This is a genomic window from Pseudolactococcus yaeyamensis, from assembly GCF_054658615.1.
The window spans coordinates 61,306-78,474 of sequence record NZ_BAAGGP010000004.1; the positions used below are offsets into that span (position 1 = coordinate 61,306).

The 17,169-nt window shown below is 37.9% G+C and carries 17 protein-coding genes; 16 read left to right on the forward strand and 1 reads right to left on the reverse strand.

Features of this window, described 5'->3' with window-relative positions; genetic code table 11:
* Positions 1-262: 262 nt before the first annotated feature.
* The 16 genes from dnaK to atpA all read left to right on the forward strand — a co-directional run bounded on the left by dnaK (position 263) and on the right by atpA (position 16,546).
* Entirely contained in the window at positions 263-2,086 is a 1,824-nt protein-coding gene (gene dnaK, locus ACYQ21_RS01790; protein ID WP_460054527.1) for a molecular chaperone DnaK, read from the forward strand.
* 554 nt (positions 2,087-2,640) lie between these two features.
* On the forward strand, positions 2,641-3,669 hold the full coding sequence (locus ACYQ21_RS01795) for a hypothetical protein (RefSeq protein WP_460054529.1): 1,029 nt from the start codon (positions 2,641-2,643) through the stop codon (positions 3,667-3,669).
* A 76-nt stretch (positions 3,670-3,745) separates the two neighbouring features.
* On the forward strand, positions 3,746-5,113 hold the full coding sequence (locus ACYQ21_RS01800; RefSeq protein WP_460054531.1) for a HesA/MoeB/ThiF family protein: 1,368 nt from the start codon (positions 3,746-3,748) through the stop codon (positions 5,111-5,113).
* A gap of 214 nt (positions 5,114-5,327) precedes the next feature.
* Positions 5,328-5,543, forward strand: coding sequence for a helix-turn-helix transcriptional regulator (locus ACYQ21_RS01805; RefSeq protein WP_460054558.1), 216 nt, complete (start codon positions 5,328-5,330; stop codon positions 5,541-5,543).
* Positions 5,543-5,977 carry a hypothetical protein gene (locus tag ACYQ21_RS01810; protein ID WP_460054533.1) on the forward strand — a complete coding sequence of 145 codons (435 nt, stop codon included), beginning with the start codon at positions 5,543-5,545 and terminating at the stop codon, positions 5,975-5,977. The genes ACYQ21_RS01805 and ACYQ21_RS01810 overlap by 1 nt, the downstream gene beginning before the upstream one ends.
* A 216-nt stretch (positions 5,978-6,193) precedes the next feature.
* Positions 6,194-6,460 (forward strand): hypothetical protein, encoded by a 267-nt coding sequence (locus ACYQ21_RS01815; RefSeq protein ID WP_460054536.1) that lies wholly within the window; start codon positions 6,194-6,196, stop codon positions 6,458-6,460.
* Between the two features lie 247 nt (positions 6,461-6,707).
* Positions 6,708-7,601, forward strand: a complete 894-nt coding sequence (locus ACYQ21_RS01820; RefSeq protein WP_460054537.1) for an ABC transporter ATP-binding protein — start codon at positions 6,708-6,710, stop codon at positions 7,599-7,601.
* Positions 7,594-8,814 (forward strand): ABC transporter permease, encoded by a 1,221-nt coding sequence (locus ACYQ21_RS01825; protein ID WP_460054538.1) that lies wholly within the window; start codon positions 7,594-7,596, stop codon positions 8,812-8,814. Before ACYQ21_RS01820 ends, ACYQ21_RS01825 begins: the two co-directional genes overlap by 8 nt.
* Positions 8,815-8,877: 63 nt before the next feature.
* Positions 8,878-9,552 (forward strand): helix-hairpin-helix domain-containing protein, encoded by a 675-nt coding sequence (locus ACYQ21_RS01830; protein ID WP_460054540.1) that lies wholly within the window; start codon positions 8,878-8,880, stop codon positions 9,550-9,552.
* A complete protein-coding gene (locus tag ACYQ21_RS01835) occupies positions 9,518-11,770 on the forward strand; it encodes a DNA internalization-related competence protein ComEC/Rec2 (RefSeq protein WP_460054541.1) in 2,253 nt (750 codons plus the stop codon). Before ACYQ21_RS01830 ends, ACYQ21_RS01835 begins: the two co-directional genes overlap by 35 nt.
* 142 nt (positions 11,771-11,912) lie before the next feature.
* Complete coding sequence (locus ACYQ21_RS01840; RefSeq protein WP_460054544.1) at positions 11,913-12,707, forward strand: alpha/beta hydrolase; 795 nt, start codon at positions 11,913-11,915, stop codon at positions 12,705-12,707.
* Positions 12,708-12,863: 156 nt separating this feature from the next.
* Positions 12,864-13,064, forward strand: a complete 201-nt coding sequence (gene atpE / locus ACYQ21_RS01845; protein WP_460054546.1) for an ATP synthase F0 subunit C — start codon at positions 12,864-12,866, stop codon at positions 13,062-13,064.
* A gap of 62 nt (positions 13,065-13,126) precedes the next feature.
* Positions 13,127-13,840, forward strand: coding sequence for a F0F1 ATP synthase subunit A (gene atpB / locus ACYQ21_RS01850; protein WP_460054561.1), 714 nt, complete (start codon positions 13,127-13,129; stop codon positions 13,838-13,840).
* Between the two features lie 12 nt (positions 13,841-13,852).
* Entirely contained in the window at positions 13,853-14,362 is a 510-nt protein-coding gene (gene atpF, locus ACYQ21_RS01855) for a F0F1 ATP synthase subunit B (protein ID WP_460054548.1), read from the forward strand.
* A gap of 2 nt (positions 14,363-14,364) precedes the next feature.
* Entirely contained in the window at positions 14,365-14,892 is a 528-nt protein-coding gene (locus tag ACYQ21_RS01860; RefSeq protein ID WP_460054550.1) for a F0F1 ATP synthase subunit delta, read from the forward strand.
* A gap of 148 nt (positions 14,893-15,040) precedes the next feature.
* Positions 15,041-16,546, forward strand: coding sequence for a F0F1 ATP synthase subunit alpha (atpA, locus tag ACYQ21_RS01865; protein ID WP_460054552.1), 1,506 nt, complete (start codon positions 15,041-15,043; stop codon positions 16,544-16,546).
* A gap of 290 nt (positions 16,547-16,836) precedes the next feature.
* On the opposite strand, the gene ACYQ21_RS01870 is transcribed toward atpA, so the two are convergent.
* Positions 16,837-17,169 (reverse strand): transposase (locus tag ACYQ21_RS01870; RefSeq protein ID WP_460054555.1); only part of this gene is annotated, 333 nt, incomplete at its 5' end.

Consider the following 17,169-nt stretch of genomic DNA (forward strand, 5'->3'; position numbering starts at 1 on the left):
CAAAAAACTATAAATAAATTTAAAGAGTGCGCATAGCGTAAAAAAGGATGCGCATCGCGCAAACTTCCCTGATTTTGTTTCTGAAAGTGGTGACAACGCAGTCGTCAAATTCAGTGAAATCACCTGTGAGATAGTTCTTATGAGCGTGAAGGCTCCTGAAAGGAGACAAACAGCGAATTAGAGATAGCCACAGGAAGTTCACTGAATTTCCCCACTTCAGAAAACAAAATCAACACACAAAAATAAAAAGAAGGTAAACATTATGTCTAAAATTATCGGTATTGACTTAGGTACAACAAACTCAGCTGTCTCAGTTCTTGAAGGCGGCGAAGCTAAAATCATCGCTAATCCAGAAGGTAATCGCACAACACCATCAGTTGTGGCATTCAAAAACGGTGAAATTCAAGTTGGTGAAGTTGCCAAACGTCAAGCAGTGACTAACCCAGATACAATCATCTCAATCAAACGTCACATGGGGACAGACTATAAAGTCGAAGCTGGTGGTAAATCTTACACACCACAAGAAATTTCAGCCATGATTCTCCAATACATCAAAGGTTTTGCTGAAGATTACCTTGGTGAAAAAGTTGAAAAAGCTGTTATTACCGTTCCTGCTTACTTTAACGATGCGCAACGTCAAGCAACAAAAGACGCTGGTAAAATCGCTGGTCTTGAAGTAGAACGTATTGTCAACGAACCAACAGCAGCAGCACTTGCTTATGGTCTTGATAAAGTTGATAAAGACGAAAAAATCCTTGTCTTTGACCTTGGTGGTGGTACTTTTGACGTCTCAGTTCTTGAACTTGGCGATGGTGTCTTTGAAGTCTTATCTACATCTGGCGATAACCATCTTGGTGGTGATGACTTTGACCAAAAAATCATTGATTACTTGGTAGCACAGTTTAAAGCTGATAATGGTATTGACTTGTCTCAAGATAAAATGGCTTTGCAACGTTTGAAAGATGCTGCTGAAAAAGCTAAAAAAGACTTGTCAGGTGTAACATCTACACAAATCTCATTGCCATTTATCACAGCTGGCGAAGCTGGACCACTTCACTTGGAAGAAACTTTGACACGCGCTAAATTTGACGATTTGACTGCTGACTTAGTAGAACGTACGAAAACACCAGTCCGTAAAGCTTTGTCAGACGCTGGTTTGTCAGCATCTGAAATTGACGAAGTGATCTTGGTTGGTGGTTCAACACGTATTCCTGCAGTTGTTGAAGCGGTTAAAAAAGAAACAAACAAAGAACCAAATAAATCAGTCAACCCAGATGAAGTAGTTGCCATGGGTGCTGCCATCCAAGCTGGTGTGATTACGGGTGATGTTAAAGATGTTGTCTTGCTTGACGTAACACCTTTGTCACTTGGTATTGAAACAATGGGTGGTGTCTTCACAAAACTCATCGACCGTAATACAACAATCCCAACATCTAAATCACAAGTTTTCTCAACAGCGGCTGATAACCAACCAGCAGTAGATATTCACGTCCTTCAAGGTGAACGTCCAATGGCTGCAGACAACAAAACGCTTGGTCGTTTCCAACTTTCAGACATTCCTGCTGCACCTCGTGGTATCCCACAAATCGAAGTAACTTTCGACATTGACAAAAATGGTATCGTGTCTGTTAAAGCCAAAGACATGGGGACAAACAAAGAGCAAACTATCGTAATTCAATCAAACTCAGGTTTGTCTGATGAAGAAATTGACAAAATGATGAAAGATGCTGAAGCAAATGCTGAAGCGGATGCCAAACGTAAAGAAGAAGTTGACCTTAAAAATGAAGTTGATGCCACAATCTTTGCAACTGAAAAAACAATCAAAGAAACTGAAGGCAAAGGCTTTGACACTGAACGTGACGCTACTCAAGCGGCACTTGATGAGTTGAAAGCAGCACAAGAAGCTGATAATCTTGAAGATATGAAAGCGAAACTTGAAGCGTTGAACGAAAAAGCACAAGCCTTGGCTGTTAAACTTTATGAACAAGCTGCGGCTGAACAACAAGCGGCAGCAGGAGCTGAAAACGCTGATGAAGCGCCTCAAGATGACAATGTTGTTGACGGTGACTTTGAAGAAGTTAAATAAAGCCAATAGGTAGAAAAAAGTAGATGCGAGGGTATCTGCTTTTTTTGTTTTAGATATTTCGAAAAAACTTATTTTTTCATCAAAATAAAATAGTTATATAAATTAATTTAGATAAAAAAATGAGTTTATTGTTGACAACGTTTTAAAAATGTGATATTGTGATATACTGAAGCAAGAAGCAAGAAGCAAGAAGCAAGAAGCAAGAAGCAAGAAGCAAGAAGCAAGAAGCAAGAAGCAAGAAGCAAGAAGCAAGAAGATGGTACAGCTCAAGACATTGCTAATGGCATGATGTTTGGTGTTTTTATACTGGGTCTTTTAAGCGTTTGTTGAGTGATATTACGATGAACGGAAAGAAAATATTTTCATTAATTATGGCAATCTTAATTGTCTCTAGTCATTTTTTGAAAAAAAAATACGATATATTCAACACAATAAGTATCATTTTATTAGTGGTTTCGATTTTGTATTTTCTTTATTTTTGGCTTAAAAAACACAAGACTTAAATGTTTCGCATCTATCAGCTGATAGATGTTTTTATATAGCGAGGAAAGAAAATGTTTACAGACGATTGGCAACCAAAACATCATTCGGATTTAATATTCCGAGAAGATGATTCTGGGTTTATTGTCCGAAATACTATAACTAAACAAACATTTACAATTGGTAAAATAGAATATCAAATAATTCAAAAACTTGATGGTAGGAAAAAAATCGGTGAGTTATATCATTTATTTGATCATGTTTTCACTGCAAGTCAATTTGAACGCTACTTACTTTTATTGTCAACTAAAGGGTTATTGGAGGATAGTGAACAAACGAAGATAAAATTCGATATTTTAAAAATATTGTTACCTATAACTAAAAATTTTCATTTTTTGAAAAAAGGAAGTATAAGTCAAGTATTATCCAATGCGATTTTATCTGGCGTTTTTATTTTAGGTTTTAGTTTATTTATTTTAAGAGAGCATTTAAGTGAAATTGTTACCCATATCATGTCAGAAAATTATTTTCGTTGGGATACGATAGTCTTGTATTTGTTCGAGATATTTATAATTGGTATTTTACATGAATGTAGTCATGCAATATTGATGATAAATTCAGGAGGAAGTGTATTTGAAATGGGCATTGGGCTTAATCATTTTAATCCTGTTTTTTATGTGGATATTACAGGTATCAAACACATTAAGGATAAGTCTAAACGATTGCAAATTTGGTTTGCAGGAATTAGCAGTCAGATGATATTTCTAGGTGTAGGTCTACTATTAGAGTATCAATTTGGGTTTGATAATTATGCTATCTTTTTGTGGAATACCATAAATATAGGAATGATATTTTTAAATTTAAGCTTTTTAATCAAGCTAGATGGATATTATATATTATGTGAGTTATTGGATGAACCTAATTTACGAGAAAAATCAAAATCATATGTATTTGAACTAGTCCGACCCAATAAACAAATTTTTAACCTTATAGAGTTTACAATGGGTGTGATTGATAGACTCTATTTGCCTATATTTATTATTAATACGATGAATTTTATTATAACTAGACAATTTCCAATTTTTGCAACTGGTTATCAGTAGACCATTAACTATATCTTACCTTGCTTAATGATTGTTTTGCTTTTGATTATGATTATATTGATACGGAGGAGAAGACGTGCAAGTTTACTACCCTAATCCATTTATCATGGTACTGGAGACGGAAAAAAGTTTTGTCATTAGAAATGGATTTAAGTTTGAAAAAATTTTAGATAAGAAGATTTATAGTCATTTTATTAATTGTTTTCAGAATCAAGAGGCAATTAGTATGCGTGAACTTGAAATAATATTTTCTCAAAGCGAGATGGTTGAATTATTTAGTTCACACATTTTACTAGATTATCGACTAGAGTTATCTTCAGCATTTTCAAGAAATAACGGTTATTTTTCGCTCACAACGTCATCAGTAAGTTATCAAGAATTAAAAGAAAAGAGACTATTAATATTGGGAGCCGGTGCGATTGGTACGCATATAGTTTGGCAATTATGTGCAATGGGAATTAAGCATTTGACAATTCTTGATTTTGATCAGATTGAGTTAAGTAATCTTAATAGACAGTTACTTTACCGCCATATAGATATTGATAGAAATAAGGTTGATGTACTAAAAGAACAACTGGAAGCTATTTTTCCAGAAGTCTTGATAGAAATAATACATCAGAAACTTTATCATATTAAAGATGTTAGGGAAGTCATTAAGTCCGATTTTGATTTAGTTGTAAAAGCAATTGATACACCCGAAGAGATGACAGAGTGGGTAGGGCAAGTAGCTTTTGAAAATAAAGTTAGTATGGTTCAGGGAGGCTTTATAGGTACAACGGGTGTAGTAGGACCAAATTATATACCTGAAAAAACGCCCTGTTATCATTGTTATCAGCAAGATATGAAAGTTACTAGATTATCTGGCATAGGTGCCACTCAATCAAGTTTGACAGAACTTGTAGCTGGGAAAATGGGTCTTGACATTTTGAGTATTTTACAAAATCAAACAACAGCTTATTCAGAAGTATATGAATTTTCAGATGGAACAACTAATGAAACTAGGACAATTAAACCTAATTTAATAGGAAAATGTACTGTTTGTGGCAGAAACAATAGTGTACAAAAGGATTTGCCAAAAATTCTAGATATTCTATACCTTATAATAGTATTCGTGATGCCAATAATTGTGACACTAAATCAACTTGATGCGCGTTATAATTTATCAGGTTTGGCGATTTCTTGTATTTTATTTACGATAATTCAAAAAAATGAACAAAAAAATTTTCAATTACAATTTCAAGCTGCATTAACTTACGTCATAAGTTTATCTATTTTGAATATCTTTTTAGGCATTACAAGCATTAACTTTAGTCAATGGTTAATATCTCTTGTTCAAATTGGATTACAGGAAATTTTATTGATCACTGTAAGTGTCATGATGTTTGAAAGTATTTCTTATATAACAATGCTAGTCAAATCTTTATTGATTCGGCATAATGTTTAGTATGCCATTTGTGCTGCTATAAAATGGGAATTATTAAAGAACAAAAGTTCTTATCCTCTCACTGAGCGTTGATAGAGTAACATATACTTGGTAGTTAGTGTGATGTCTGTAGTTCTGTTAGATTGTCACTCAGTCGAAAAAAATCCCAATTTACCTGTTGACACCGTTAAAAAAGTATAGTAAACTTTACGTAAAGCAAACTAGACAGGAGGTGCTGGTGAATAAAATTAAGGCTTATCGAACAGCCTACGGCGTCTCTCAAGAAGCCTTAGCTGAAGCGATGGAGGTAACGAGACAGACCATTATTTCACTAGAAAAAGGAAAATACACAGCGTCTCTGAATCTGGCTTACAAACTGGCTCAGTATTTTGAGACCAGTATCGAAGATATTTTTTTTAGTGACCCAGAAACAGAGAAAGGGGAGATGTGATGTTGCAATATCTATTTAAAAAGAACGTGATAGCAGATGAAGATTACCGGAAATATCAGCTACTTTGGCTGCCTTTGACGCTTTTGATTGGGTTAGGGACGTGTTGGATTATCTATCGTAATTTTGGCTGGTCATCTTACTTCATTGGTGGTCTGATTGGCGGTAGTATCCCTTTCGTATGCTACATCATTTGGTTGATTCGCGTCTTAAGTAGTCCTAAACGGCTAAGATCTGCGCGATTGAGATTAACAGATGAGCGTCGAAAAATAGTTGAACAAGAGGTCTGGGCTCAGATTGGTAAAGTTTTATTAACGATTATTGCCATCTTAATTGTCTTCTCCATTAAGAGAGATGTGATTGAAGTGACGATGATGGACTTACTTATCTTACTTTATCTTGTTTTGGGTTACTATTATTATCGGATGAGGAAATAGGTGGCGCTTAAAGAAAGGGGAAGTCATGTTTAAATTTTTATGGTTTAAAAATATTCAAACTGATTCAGAATTTAAGATTTACCAAGTATTGAAATTAATTCTGTTTACAATATTTGTCGTTGTCGTTTTAATCTATGCTACTTTAAACATCACATCGCAGTATGGTTCAACAGCAAGAACATTTAGTATTCTGGGGTTTGCCTTACCACTTTTATTATGGCGATTGCCAGTAATTTATTGACCATTCGCAAGCAATTCAAGTCGCCGAAATTACTACATGCTAAAAGGATTGCGGCAACAGATGAGCGACGAAAAGCGCAGTATCAACAAGCCTTATCACATATTGGGATTGCAGCGATTCTTATTTTGGCTACCATAGTCATCCTATCACTCAATGTCGAGTATATTCGTGTGCCTGTGACCTATATTGTTTGGGCATTGTCATTAAGTGTTCTTTATTTAGCCTATTGGATGAGAAAATAGGCAAACGCCAGTTTTAACAAGCTAATTTCTAGCAGATGTGATAAAATAAAATTGTTATATAAAGAAAGTTTAGAATTTTACAAACTATCTATTAAAAAGCGTTGACTGCCCTCGTGCTGTCAAGTGCGTATAAGCGCACCTAGAAAGAACTTTGAGCAGACGAAGGTCGCGAATGACCCCTCTTGGCCAGAGCGATAGCGTCGGTCAAGTTTCAAATGCGCCTTGGCGCACGTAGAAAGGATATTATATGTTAACACTACAGAATATCACCAAGCAATTTGGGGATAAGATTGCGGTTGATCAGCTGGATATGACCGTTAAGCCGGGAGAAATCATGGGCTTGATTGGTCAAAATGGTGCAGGAAAAACAACCACGTTTCGGATGATCTTGGATTTCATCAAACCAGATCATGGTCAGATTACTTGGCAAGCTGCGCCTATCACACAAGAGATTAAGCAAAAAATTGGTTTTTTACCTGAAGAACGTGGCCTTTATCAAAAGTTGACGATTGAAGAACAAATCTTGTATTTTGCTGAGCTCCATGGCATGAAACGAGCTGAGGCGCGTGAAGAACTTGTACAATGGATGGCAAAACTAGAAGTTGTTGGTAAAATCACAGATAAAGTGCAGACTCTTTCAAAAGGGAATGCCCAGAAAGTCCAGTTCATCGCAACCTTAATTCATCGGCCAGAATTTTTGATTTTGGATGAACCCTTTACAGGTCTTGATCCAGTCAATACCAGTCTTTTGATGTCGGAAATTAAAACGCTCAAGGAAAATGGTGCAGCGATTATTTTCTCAAGCCATAATATGAGTGGGGTTGAGTTGCTCAGTGACCAGTTAACCATGCTCAAAAAAGGTAAAGTCGTTTTGCAAGGCGATGTTTATGGGATTAGAGACAGCTTTGGCCGCACGCAAGTTTATATAGAAAGCGATGTGCCAGATGCTGATTTGTCAGCCATTTCTGGTGTTCAGACGATTGAAAAACAAGGTGCTGGTCGTATGATTCATGTCAGTGAGGAGTCCGTTGGTCGAGAGATTTTCAAACAAGTTAGTCAATCAGGCTATGTTCAAGCTTTTGTGCAAGCACCACCAACGCTCGATGAAATTTTCCGTAAGGAGGTCGCTGAAAATGTTTAAACAGATGAAATTAGTCGCAGGACAGGTTTATCGTACAAAAATTAAGACACCAAGCTTTTGGATAGCCGTTTTAACACCTTTGCTGATACCGATTGTGATGCTTGCTATTGGATTTATTATCGCTAAAACGAACAATGATACGCCAGCAAAGCTTGCTGTGGTAGATAATACAGTCCTTGCGCAAACGATTAAGTCAGGTAAATTATTAGACGCTGATATTGTAGAAGTAGCTGATGTTGATACGGCGAAGAAAAAAATTATGTCAGATAAACTGGATGGTTACTTAGTCAAGCAAGACGATAGCTATACCTTGGTCACCTCAACAGATGGGACGACAAAATTTACTGAAACAACGGTTAGAACAGCTCTATCACAGATTGATTTGGCAAATAAAGCGAGTCAGTTAAAATTAAGTGCGCAAGATTTAGAAAATTTACAAAAACCAGCAGAATTAACCATGAAAACCTTAAGTGATAAAGGAGAATCTGACGGGGGTGAAGGTAAAAACGCAGCAAATTACTTAATTTCAACGGTTGTTGTGATTGTGATTTTCATGCTATTAATGGTTTATACTAATATGATCGCTCAGGAAATTGCGAATGAAAAATCAAGTCGTATTATGGAAACATTACTAGCAGCTACAAGTGCTAAAGTCCAATATTATGGTAAAATTGTGGGCATCGGCTTACTTGTACTCACACATATCTTGTTTTATGTTGTCTTGGGAGTAGGCGCAAGCGTCATCTTAAAAGATAATAAGATGGTTAAAAGCGTCCTAGAGATGGTTAAAGGAGTTGATAGTAGCTTTTTGATTTTCTCTGTTCTGATGTTGGTAGTTGGTCTTTTGTCTTATCTATTCTTGACGGCAATCATCGCAAGTCTTGTCAATGATCAAAGTCAGGTTCAACAAGCTGTCCAGCCTATTGTCTTTCTATCTATGATTGGTTACATGGCGGGTATAGTTGGGGGAACTATCCCTAGTAATATTGTTCTTAAAGTCTTGAGTTTTATACCTTTTGTCTCAACAACACTTATGCCAAGTCGTTTGGCTACAGAAGTTTCGACATCTGCTGATGCTTATATTGCTTTGGCGATGCAGGCTCTTGCCTTGCTTGTTGTTGCAAAATTCGGAGAGCGCATTTATGCCAAAAATGTCTTGAGTTATTCTGACGAAAAAATCTTTAAGCAATTTGTCCAAAACCTCAAAAAATAAGCTAAAATCCCTGTGACAAATGGGGATTTTTTTCGTATATAAAAGTGAGGTGAAGATATGAATATGAAAATGATAATTGAACAAGTAAAAGAACATTTAAAACTTGTCATAGGCATCGGGTTAGTTCTCATTTTGATTGTCTTTTTTGGAGTAAGAAGCATAACAAATGATACTGGTGATGCACTTGTCTTACCAGAGCAATCTGTAACGACACTCAAATCGGAACAACCTACTGTAAAACAGTCTAATGAAAGTCAAAAATCCGAGACGAGCAAACAAATCATGGTCGATATTAAAGGTGCAGTGAAAAAACCTGCAGTTTATAAAATAGACAGTAATGCTCGGGTCAATGATGTCGTCACCTTAGCTGGTGGCTTGACTGACCAAGCAGATGGAAAGTCGATCAATTTAGCTCAAAAGGTGACAGATGAGATGATTATTTACGTGGCAAATATTGGTGAAAATGTTAGGGTTGTCCCTTCGTCAGTAGCGACAACAGAAAAGAATGCGACAGGACAAGAAGCAGCGACGCCTGCATCATCAGATAAAGTCAACATCAACACGGCTGAACATGCACAGCTCCAGACCTTGAACGGCGTAGGGGCTAAAAGAGCTCAGGACATCATTGATTATCGCGAACAAAATGGCCCTTTTAAGACACCAGAAGATTTGGGCAAGGTCTCAGGTTTTGGGGAGAAGATGATTGAAAAACTTAAAGCAAGCATTAGTGTGGATTAATCTACCCTCAATTTTTGTCGCTTATTTTTGTGTCATCGTCTACTACGCCATTTTTCGCTTCTCCTATCTACTCATGATCTTCCTTGTGATTTCCATTTTTACTTTAATTTGGCATAATGGTATCAGAACTTTTTTAAAGCTCAGTTTGATTTTACTTGTCTTTGCGACGATATGTCTGGGGATTAAACATCAAGAAGTTAAAAGTTTTGCGCGTGAGACGACAGTGATTCAGATTACTCCAATACTTGATACAATTCAGGTCAATGGTGACCAAGTTTCCTTTCGGGGCAAGTCAGGCAAGCAAACTTATCAGATCTATTATAAGCTAGCAACGGTGCAAGAACAGCAGTATTTTAAGACATTAGCACAACCAGTCGTTTTATCTATTTCAGGACAACTAGAACAAGCTAGTCAGAGCCGTAATTTCAATGGCTTTGATTACCAAGCCTATCTCAAAACACAAAATATTTACCGTGTCTTGACGATTGACCAAATCATAAAAATCACACACAAAAAAAGCTGGAGTTTGCCACTTTTACGACGCAAAGCTATTTTGTTTTGTGAGCAACATTTTCCCAGACCGATGTCAGCCTATATGACTGGCTTGCTTTTTGGTTATCTCGGTAAAGATTTTGATGAAATGGGGAGCATCTATACCAGTTTGGGGATTATGCATCTCTTTGCCCTATCTGGCATGCAGGTTTCATTTTTTGTTGATTTTTTACGTAAAGGTTTACTCAGGCTAGGTTTTAGACGTGATGTCGTTGATCTATTTCAACTCCCATTTTCAGTCTTTTATGCTGGCATGACGGGATTCTCGATATCTGTTATCAGATCACTCACCCAGAAAGTATTGGCAAATTTAGGGTTCAAAAATCTTGATAATTTTAGCCTGACCCTCTTGCTATTATTTCTGATCATGCCTAAATTTCTCTTAACCACTGGTGGCACCTTATCACTCCTTTTCGCTTTTGTCATTTCCATGTTTGGCGATCGTTTTGAAAGTCTCCCTAAATACCGTAAGTTACTAGCAGAAAGTCTGACGCTTTCTCTGTCAGTTTTACCGCTTCTCATCCTTTATTTCCACAACTTCCAACCGCTGTCAATTTTTTTTACCTTTGTTTTCAGCTTTCTTTTTGATATCCTTTTTCTACCGGGTCTATCTCTTATTTGTTTACTGGCAATGGTGACAGGTTTTACATTAACACAAGTCAATATCGTTTTCCAGTGGCTTGAAAATCTCATCAAATTGACCGACAGTTGGAGTCATTATCCATTAATTCTTGGCAAACCAACTGCCTTCATTTTTTTGGCAATGTTAGTTGTGACAGGCTTTTTGATTGACCAGTGGCACAATCGAAAAATCAGATATGGATTGGCATTGGTTTTGCTGAGTTTATTTTTCGTGACTAAAAAACCACCAACACCGTCGATTACCATGGTGGATATTGGACAAGGCGATAGTATTTTTTTACAGGATCGATTTAATCAGCGCAATATCTTAATCGATACAGGTGGACGCATTCAGATAGGGGCAAAGAAGAAGTGGCAGGAGAGAACGACAGCAGCAGCGGCTGAAAAGACTTTAATTCCCTATCTAAAAAGTTTGGGTGTCGGTCAGATTGATACATTAGTTGTGACCCATACTGATGTCGATCATATGGGAGATTTGCTTGCAGTTATCGATCAAATTAAAGTCAAAAAAATCCTAGTTAGTCAAGGAAGTCTCAGCAATGTTAAATTTGTTAAACTTTTAAAGCAAACTCGGGCTAAAATTGAGGTGGCGCAAGTCGGTCAACGGTTAAAGATTTTTAATCGCTATCTGGAAGTGCTGTATCCATTTATCCCAGGGGATGGTAAGAATAACGATTCGATTGTTTTATACGGTAACTTGTATGGGACAAAGTTTTTACTAACGGGTGATTTGGAGGCGGCGGGTGAGCGTGAGTTGTTGGCGCATTATCCGATGCTTGAGGTGGATGTTTTAAAGGCGGGACATCATGGGTCGAAAACATCTTCGTCTGAACCTTTTATCAAGACCATTAGACCGAAAGTAGGTCTGATTTCCTGTGGTCAGGATAACCGCTATGGACATCCGAATATGGAAACGCTCACGATTTTTCAGAAATATGGCGTTCAGATTTTACGAACGGATGAAAATGGTGCCATTAAATTTGAAAAAAACGGTAAATCTTGGCACATCTTGACGGTAAAATGATAAAATAGAAGCAATACTTCTGAAAAAGTACTGATAGAATAACTCTGTTTCGCTGCAACGAAGCATAGGATAAGTTTCAAGATTTCATGGCATGAAATCGTAGAAAGGAATTGTATGTCTGACTGGTGTACAAAGATAGATTATGGCACTTTTTAAAATTGACTATTACTCAGAAATGCTAGGCATGGTGCGCACGGTCAACGTGTTATACCCTGAAGTAAGCAAAAATCCAGATGAGGACGTGTCGACAACGGACATCCCTGTCCTCTATTTGTTGCATGGGATGTCAGGCAATCAAGATTCTTGGCTCAATCGTTCTGGCATTGAGCGTCTGGTTAGAAGCACTAATCTTGCAGTGGTGATGCCGTCAACAGATTTAGCTTGGTATACCAATACGACTTATGGGGCGAGATATTATGATGCGATTGTAGACGAATTGCCGCAAGTCTTGCAAAATTTTCTGCCAAATCTTTCTACTGAACGTGAGAAGAATTTTATTGCAGGTTTGTCCATGGGCGGTTACGGTGCTTTCAAAATTGCCCTTGCCTCTAACAAATTTTCTTATGCGGCAAGTTTGTCAGGTGCGATTTCTTTTGAAAATGTGCCAAGAGAAGAAATAGGCGACGTGGCTTACTGGCAAGGTGTTTTTGGAGACCTAGACAAATTCGACGAATCAATTCATTCTGTCCAAAAACTGGCGACTGATTTTAGGCAAACATTTGGCAATGAGCAACCAAAACTTTACGCTTGGTGTGGTCATCAAGATTTTCTCTATCTAGCTAATAACTTTGCGGTTCAAGACCTGAAAAATAAGGGTTTTGATGTTATATATGAAACATCAGACGGCACACATGAGTGGTATTATTGGACAAAAATGATGGATCGTGTGCTTGGATTTCTTCCTATAAAATACAATCAAGAAGAACGTTTATCTTGAAACTGAAAACTTTTTCGTTATTTTTCAGAAAATCAGTCTCTGGACTGATTTTTTGGTTGACATTTCAGCAAAATAGGTCTAGAATTTTACTGTTAAGTAAAAACGTAAGGTAGACTTACAAGAAAAAATTTATCCAAATTTAAGGAGGACAAATTCATGTCATTAGGAATTCTCGCTTTAGGGATTGCAGCACTCGGTGCAGGTATCGGTGAAGGTCTTATCGTAAGTAGTATTTTGAACGCAGTATCACGCCAACCAGAACTTGAGAACAAATTACGTTCGTTTATGTTCATTGGGATTGCATTTATTGAAGGGACTTTCTTTATCACGGCTGGTTTAGCATTCATTCTGAAATAAGAGACTTCTTGTTGTAATCATGTCAATCTTGGTTACCTCTATGTTTAGAAAGGAAGTGAAAAATCTTGGAAAAATCTTGGTCTTTTCATATTGGACCGGTTTATTTTGATGGTACTGTCCTTGTCATGACGCTTTTGACTTGTGTGGTTATCTTCGGTTTTGTTTTTTGGGCGAGTCGTCAAATGACTTTGCGCCCAACCAAAAAACAAAATGTTCTGGAATGGATAATTGATTTTGTCAATGGGGTGTCAAAAGATAATATGGGTGCGACTGAATCTCGTCGTTATTCACTTTTTACTTTTGTACTCTTTATCTTTATCTTTGTGTCTAACAATATTGGTTTGATGACTAAAATTGAAGGTGCAAATGAGCTGACTTATTGGAAATCGCCAACGGCAGATATTGGTGTGACCTTGACACTATCTTTAATGGTGGCGCTTGTTGCAACTTTATCGGGCGTCAGACGTTTCGGTTTTAAGGGCTATATCAAACACACTTTCTTGACACCAGCTGCCATGTTACCGATGAATATTATGGAAGAGTTTATTAACTTTCTGAGTTTGGCTTTACGTTTATGGGGTAATATTTTTGCAGGTGAAGTTTTGGTTGGTTTGCTTGCTCAGCTTGGAAATGTACATTTTGTTCTCTTACCATTTGCGATTGTTCTGGAAATTGCATGGACAGCATTCTCAATCTTTATCGGCGCATTACAAGCATACGTCTTCGTTTTATTATCAACCATGTATATCAATGCAAAAATCGCAAAAGTAGAGTAGAAAGGAGTAGTCATGGGTCCATTTATTTTGTTAGAATCTGCTCCGAGTTCAATGTTAGGCAACATCATTGTGGTCAGCGGTGCCTTTCTAATCTTGCTTATCTTGATAAAAAAGTATGCTTGGGGTGCATTGACATCAATTTTTGATGCACGTGCTAAAAAAATCAATGATGACATTGACAATGCTGAAAAAGCACGGCTACAAGCTGAAAAATTTGTAGCGCAACGTGAATCTGAATTAGCAGGTTCACGTGATGAAGCCACTAAAATTATCAACAGTGCTAAAGATACTGCTGAAGCCAATAAAGCCAAAATTGTGGCAGAAGCTGCAGAAGAAGCACGCCGTGCGAAACAACGTGCCAATGAAGAAATTGAACAGTCTAAAAAAGAAGCCATTTCAGGCATCAAGGGCAATGTTGCTGATATTTCAGTCAAAATTGCTGAGAAATTGATTGGTCAAACACTGGATGCGTCAGCGCAATCAGATTTGATTGATCAATACTTGGAAAAATTGGGGGAATAAATATGTCTCTCATTATTGCTCAAAAATATAGTAAAGCTTTGCTTGAAGTTGCTCAAGAAAGTCAGCAATTAGAGGCTGTCTTAGCTGAAGTGGCTGCTTTTGGTCAAGTCATTCAGTCGACGGATTTCCAAGCTTTTTTAGTTGATGTAGCTTATTCGGATGATAAGAAACATCAAGTCATTGAGAGTTTACAAAATGTGTCCTCTGATATTTTCAAGAATTTCTTGGAAGTGTTGGTGAAAAATCAACGGATGGCATTGTTACCTATCATCATTAAGGAAATCCGACATCAAGCTGATAGTTTGTTCAAGATTTCAGATGTTGACGTGACGAGTGCGATTGCACTATCTGATGCCCAACTCAGTAAACTTGAAGCAACGATTAAAAGCAAATTTGACCTCAATGAAGTCACAATCAAAAATACAGTTGATAGCAGTATTTTGGGTGGCGTGATTATCAATGCTCGTGGCAAAATCATCGATGCTAGTATTAAATCGCAATTAAATAAAATTGCGAAATCAATTATTTAAAAATGATACTGAAAGCTTGGGCGACACAGTCGTAAACTTTCTTAGAAAAAGGCTTTAACTGATTTGCGCTTGCGCAGGTCCGATAAACATTCTTTTTTCTAGAAAAATAGCTTGAAATTCAAATGCTCTAATAAGGAGGCGACAATCTTTGGCTTTTAACGCTAATGAAATCAGTTCACTGATTAAACAACAAATTGAAAATTTCACACCTGATTTTTCGGTCGCTGAGACCGGAGTTGTAACATACGTTGGTGACGGGATTGCCCGTGCTCATGGTCTGGAAAATGCCATGAGTGGTGAATTGCTTGAGTTCTCAAACGGTTCATACGGTATGGCACAAAACTTGGAGTCAACTGACGTCGGGATTATCGTTCTCGGTGAGTTTGGCGATATCCGTGAAGGCGATACAGTTAAACGGACAGGTAAAATCATGGAAGTCCCTGTTGGCGAAGCGTTGATTGGACGCGTTGTCAATCCTTTGGGGATTCCTGTCGATGGTCTTGGCGACATTAAAACGGATAAAACACGTCCAGTTGAAGCAGCAGCACCGGGTGTGATGCAACGTAAAAGTGTTGCTGAGCCCCTTCAAACAGGTCTGAAAGCGATTGATGCCTTGGTACCAATCGGCCGTGGTCAACGTGAGTTGATTATCGGTGACCGTCAAACAGGTAAAACAACGATTGCCATTGATGCGATCTTGAACCAAAAAGGTCAAGATATGATTTGTATCTACGTGGCGATTGGTCAAAAAGAATCAACCGTCCGCACGCAAGTTGAAACGCTCCGCAAATATGGTGCGCTTGACTACACCATTGTTGTGACGGCATCTGCTTCACAGCCTTCACCTTTGCTTTACATCGCGCCGTATGCTGGTGCAGCTATGGGTGAGGAATTCATGTATAATGGCAAACACGTCTTGGTTGTTTACGATGACTTATCAAAACAAGCCGTTGCCTATCGTGAACTCTCACTCTTGCTCCGTCGGGCACCAGGTCGTGAAGCCTATCCCGGTGATGTTTTCTACTTGCACTCACGTCTTTTGGAACGTGCCGCCAAACTTTCTGATGAATTAGGTGGTGGTTCTATGACTGCCTTACCATTTATCGAAACGCAAGCAGGCGATATCTCAGCCTACATCGCAACAAACGTTATCTCAATTACCGATGGTCAAATTTTCTTAGAAAATGACCTCTTCTATTCAGGTATTCGGCCAGCCATTGATGCCGGTTCATCTGTCTCACGGGTTGGTGGTAGTGCACAAATTAAGGCCATGAAAAAAGTTGCCGGAACGCTTCGTCTTGACTTAGCATCATTCCGTGAACTTGAAGCCTTTACTCAATTTGGTTCAGATTTGGACGCGGCAACGCAAGCCAAACTCAACCGTGGTCGCAGAACCGTGGAAGTTTTGAAACAACCACTGCACGCACCATTAGCCGTTCAATATCAAGTTTTAATTCTCTATGCTTTGACACATGGTTTCCTTGATACTGTGCCAGTTGATGACATTCTTGCCTTTGAAACACAATTGTTTGATTTCTTTGATGCTAACCATAAAGACTTGCTTGAGACAATCGTCACAACGAAAGATTTGCCAGCTGAAGACTTATTAGACGCAGCAATCCAAGAATTCAAATCATCGTCAGCATTTAAATGATGAAGCAAAAGGTGTTAAACCGCGTTCAGCAATGCTTTTATGCGACGAGTAATCGCAGGAGCACCGTATGAAAATAGAAAATCACACGGTTCGGCGCTTGCGTCGGTTCTGAGATTTATCTTTTTCACTAGGAGTTGCGGTTTATAAACTGGATTAAGTCTAGTGGTAATAAGTCAAGTAAGACTTGTAAATTTATTTTACAAGATTTATGAAACTAAGGTACACTAAATAAGCCTACGAAAAATTCATTTTTTCGCAAGTGCTATCAAGGACTTGTGCTCAATAAAATTTTATTGATCCATATGCCTCCTTGGTGGCGTATAGAGTTGGTGGTTACGTAGTAGCGTCTCCACCAAACGCACAAATTTTCTAGCGGTTAATACGATGGCTCGTTTGTGTTGATGTTTAGGTACTTCATTGTACTTTTTGGTATAAAACTCTTGATATTCAGGGAGATGTCTTCTGACCGAGTTGGCGGCTTCAACTAGGTAATATCTAAGATATCTGTTTCCCCTTTTGACGAGTTCCGTGTTTTGAGAGTTAGTATTGCCAGATTGTGTCTGTTTCCAGTTCAATCCAGCGTACTTGGCGACTTGCGGGTGTCCAGCGAATCGTTCAATTTG

Coding starts and splice junctions, on each gene's coding strand:
- dnaK (WP_460054527.1), top strand. CDS start 263: ATGTCTAAAATTATCGGTATTGACTTAGGTACAACAAACTCAGCTGTC.
- ACYQ21_RS01795 (WP_460054529.1), top strand. CDS start 2,641: ATGTTTACAGACGATTGGCAACCAAAACATCATTCGGATTTAATATTC.
- ACYQ21_RS01810 (WP_460054533.1), top strand. CDS start 5,543: ATGTTGCAATATCTATTTAAAAAGAACGTGATAGCAGATGAAGATTAC.
- ACYQ21_RS01815 (WP_460054536.1), top strand. CDS start 6,194: ATGGCGATTGCCAGTAATTTATTGACCATTCGCAAGCAATTCAAGTCG.
- ACYQ21_RS01820 (WP_460054537.1), top strand. CDS start 6,708: ATGTTAACACTACAGAATATCACCAAGCAATTTGGGGATAAGATTGCG.
- ACYQ21_RS01825 (WP_460054538.1), top strand. CDS start 7,594: ATGTTTAAACAGATGAAATTAGTCGCAGGACAGGTTTATCGTACAAAA.
- ACYQ21_RS01830 (WP_460054540.1), top strand. CDS start 8,878: ATGAAAATGATAATTGAACAAGTAAAAGAACATTTAAAACTTGTCATA.
- ACYQ21_RS01840 (WP_460054544.1), top strand. CDS start 11,913: ATGGCACTTTTTAAAATTGACTATTACTCAGAAATGCTAGGCATGGTG.
- atpE (WP_460054546.1), top strand. CDS start 12,864: ATGTCATTAGGAATTCTCGCTTTAGGGATTGCAGCACTCGGTGCAGGT.
- atpF (WP_460054548.1), top strand. CDS start 13,853: ATGGGTCCATTTATTTTGTTAGAATCTGCTCCGAGTTCAATGTTAGGC.
- ACYQ21_RS01860 (WP_460054550.1), top strand. CDS start 14,365: ATGTCTCTCATTATTGCTCAAAAATATAGTAAAGCTTTGCTTGAAGTT.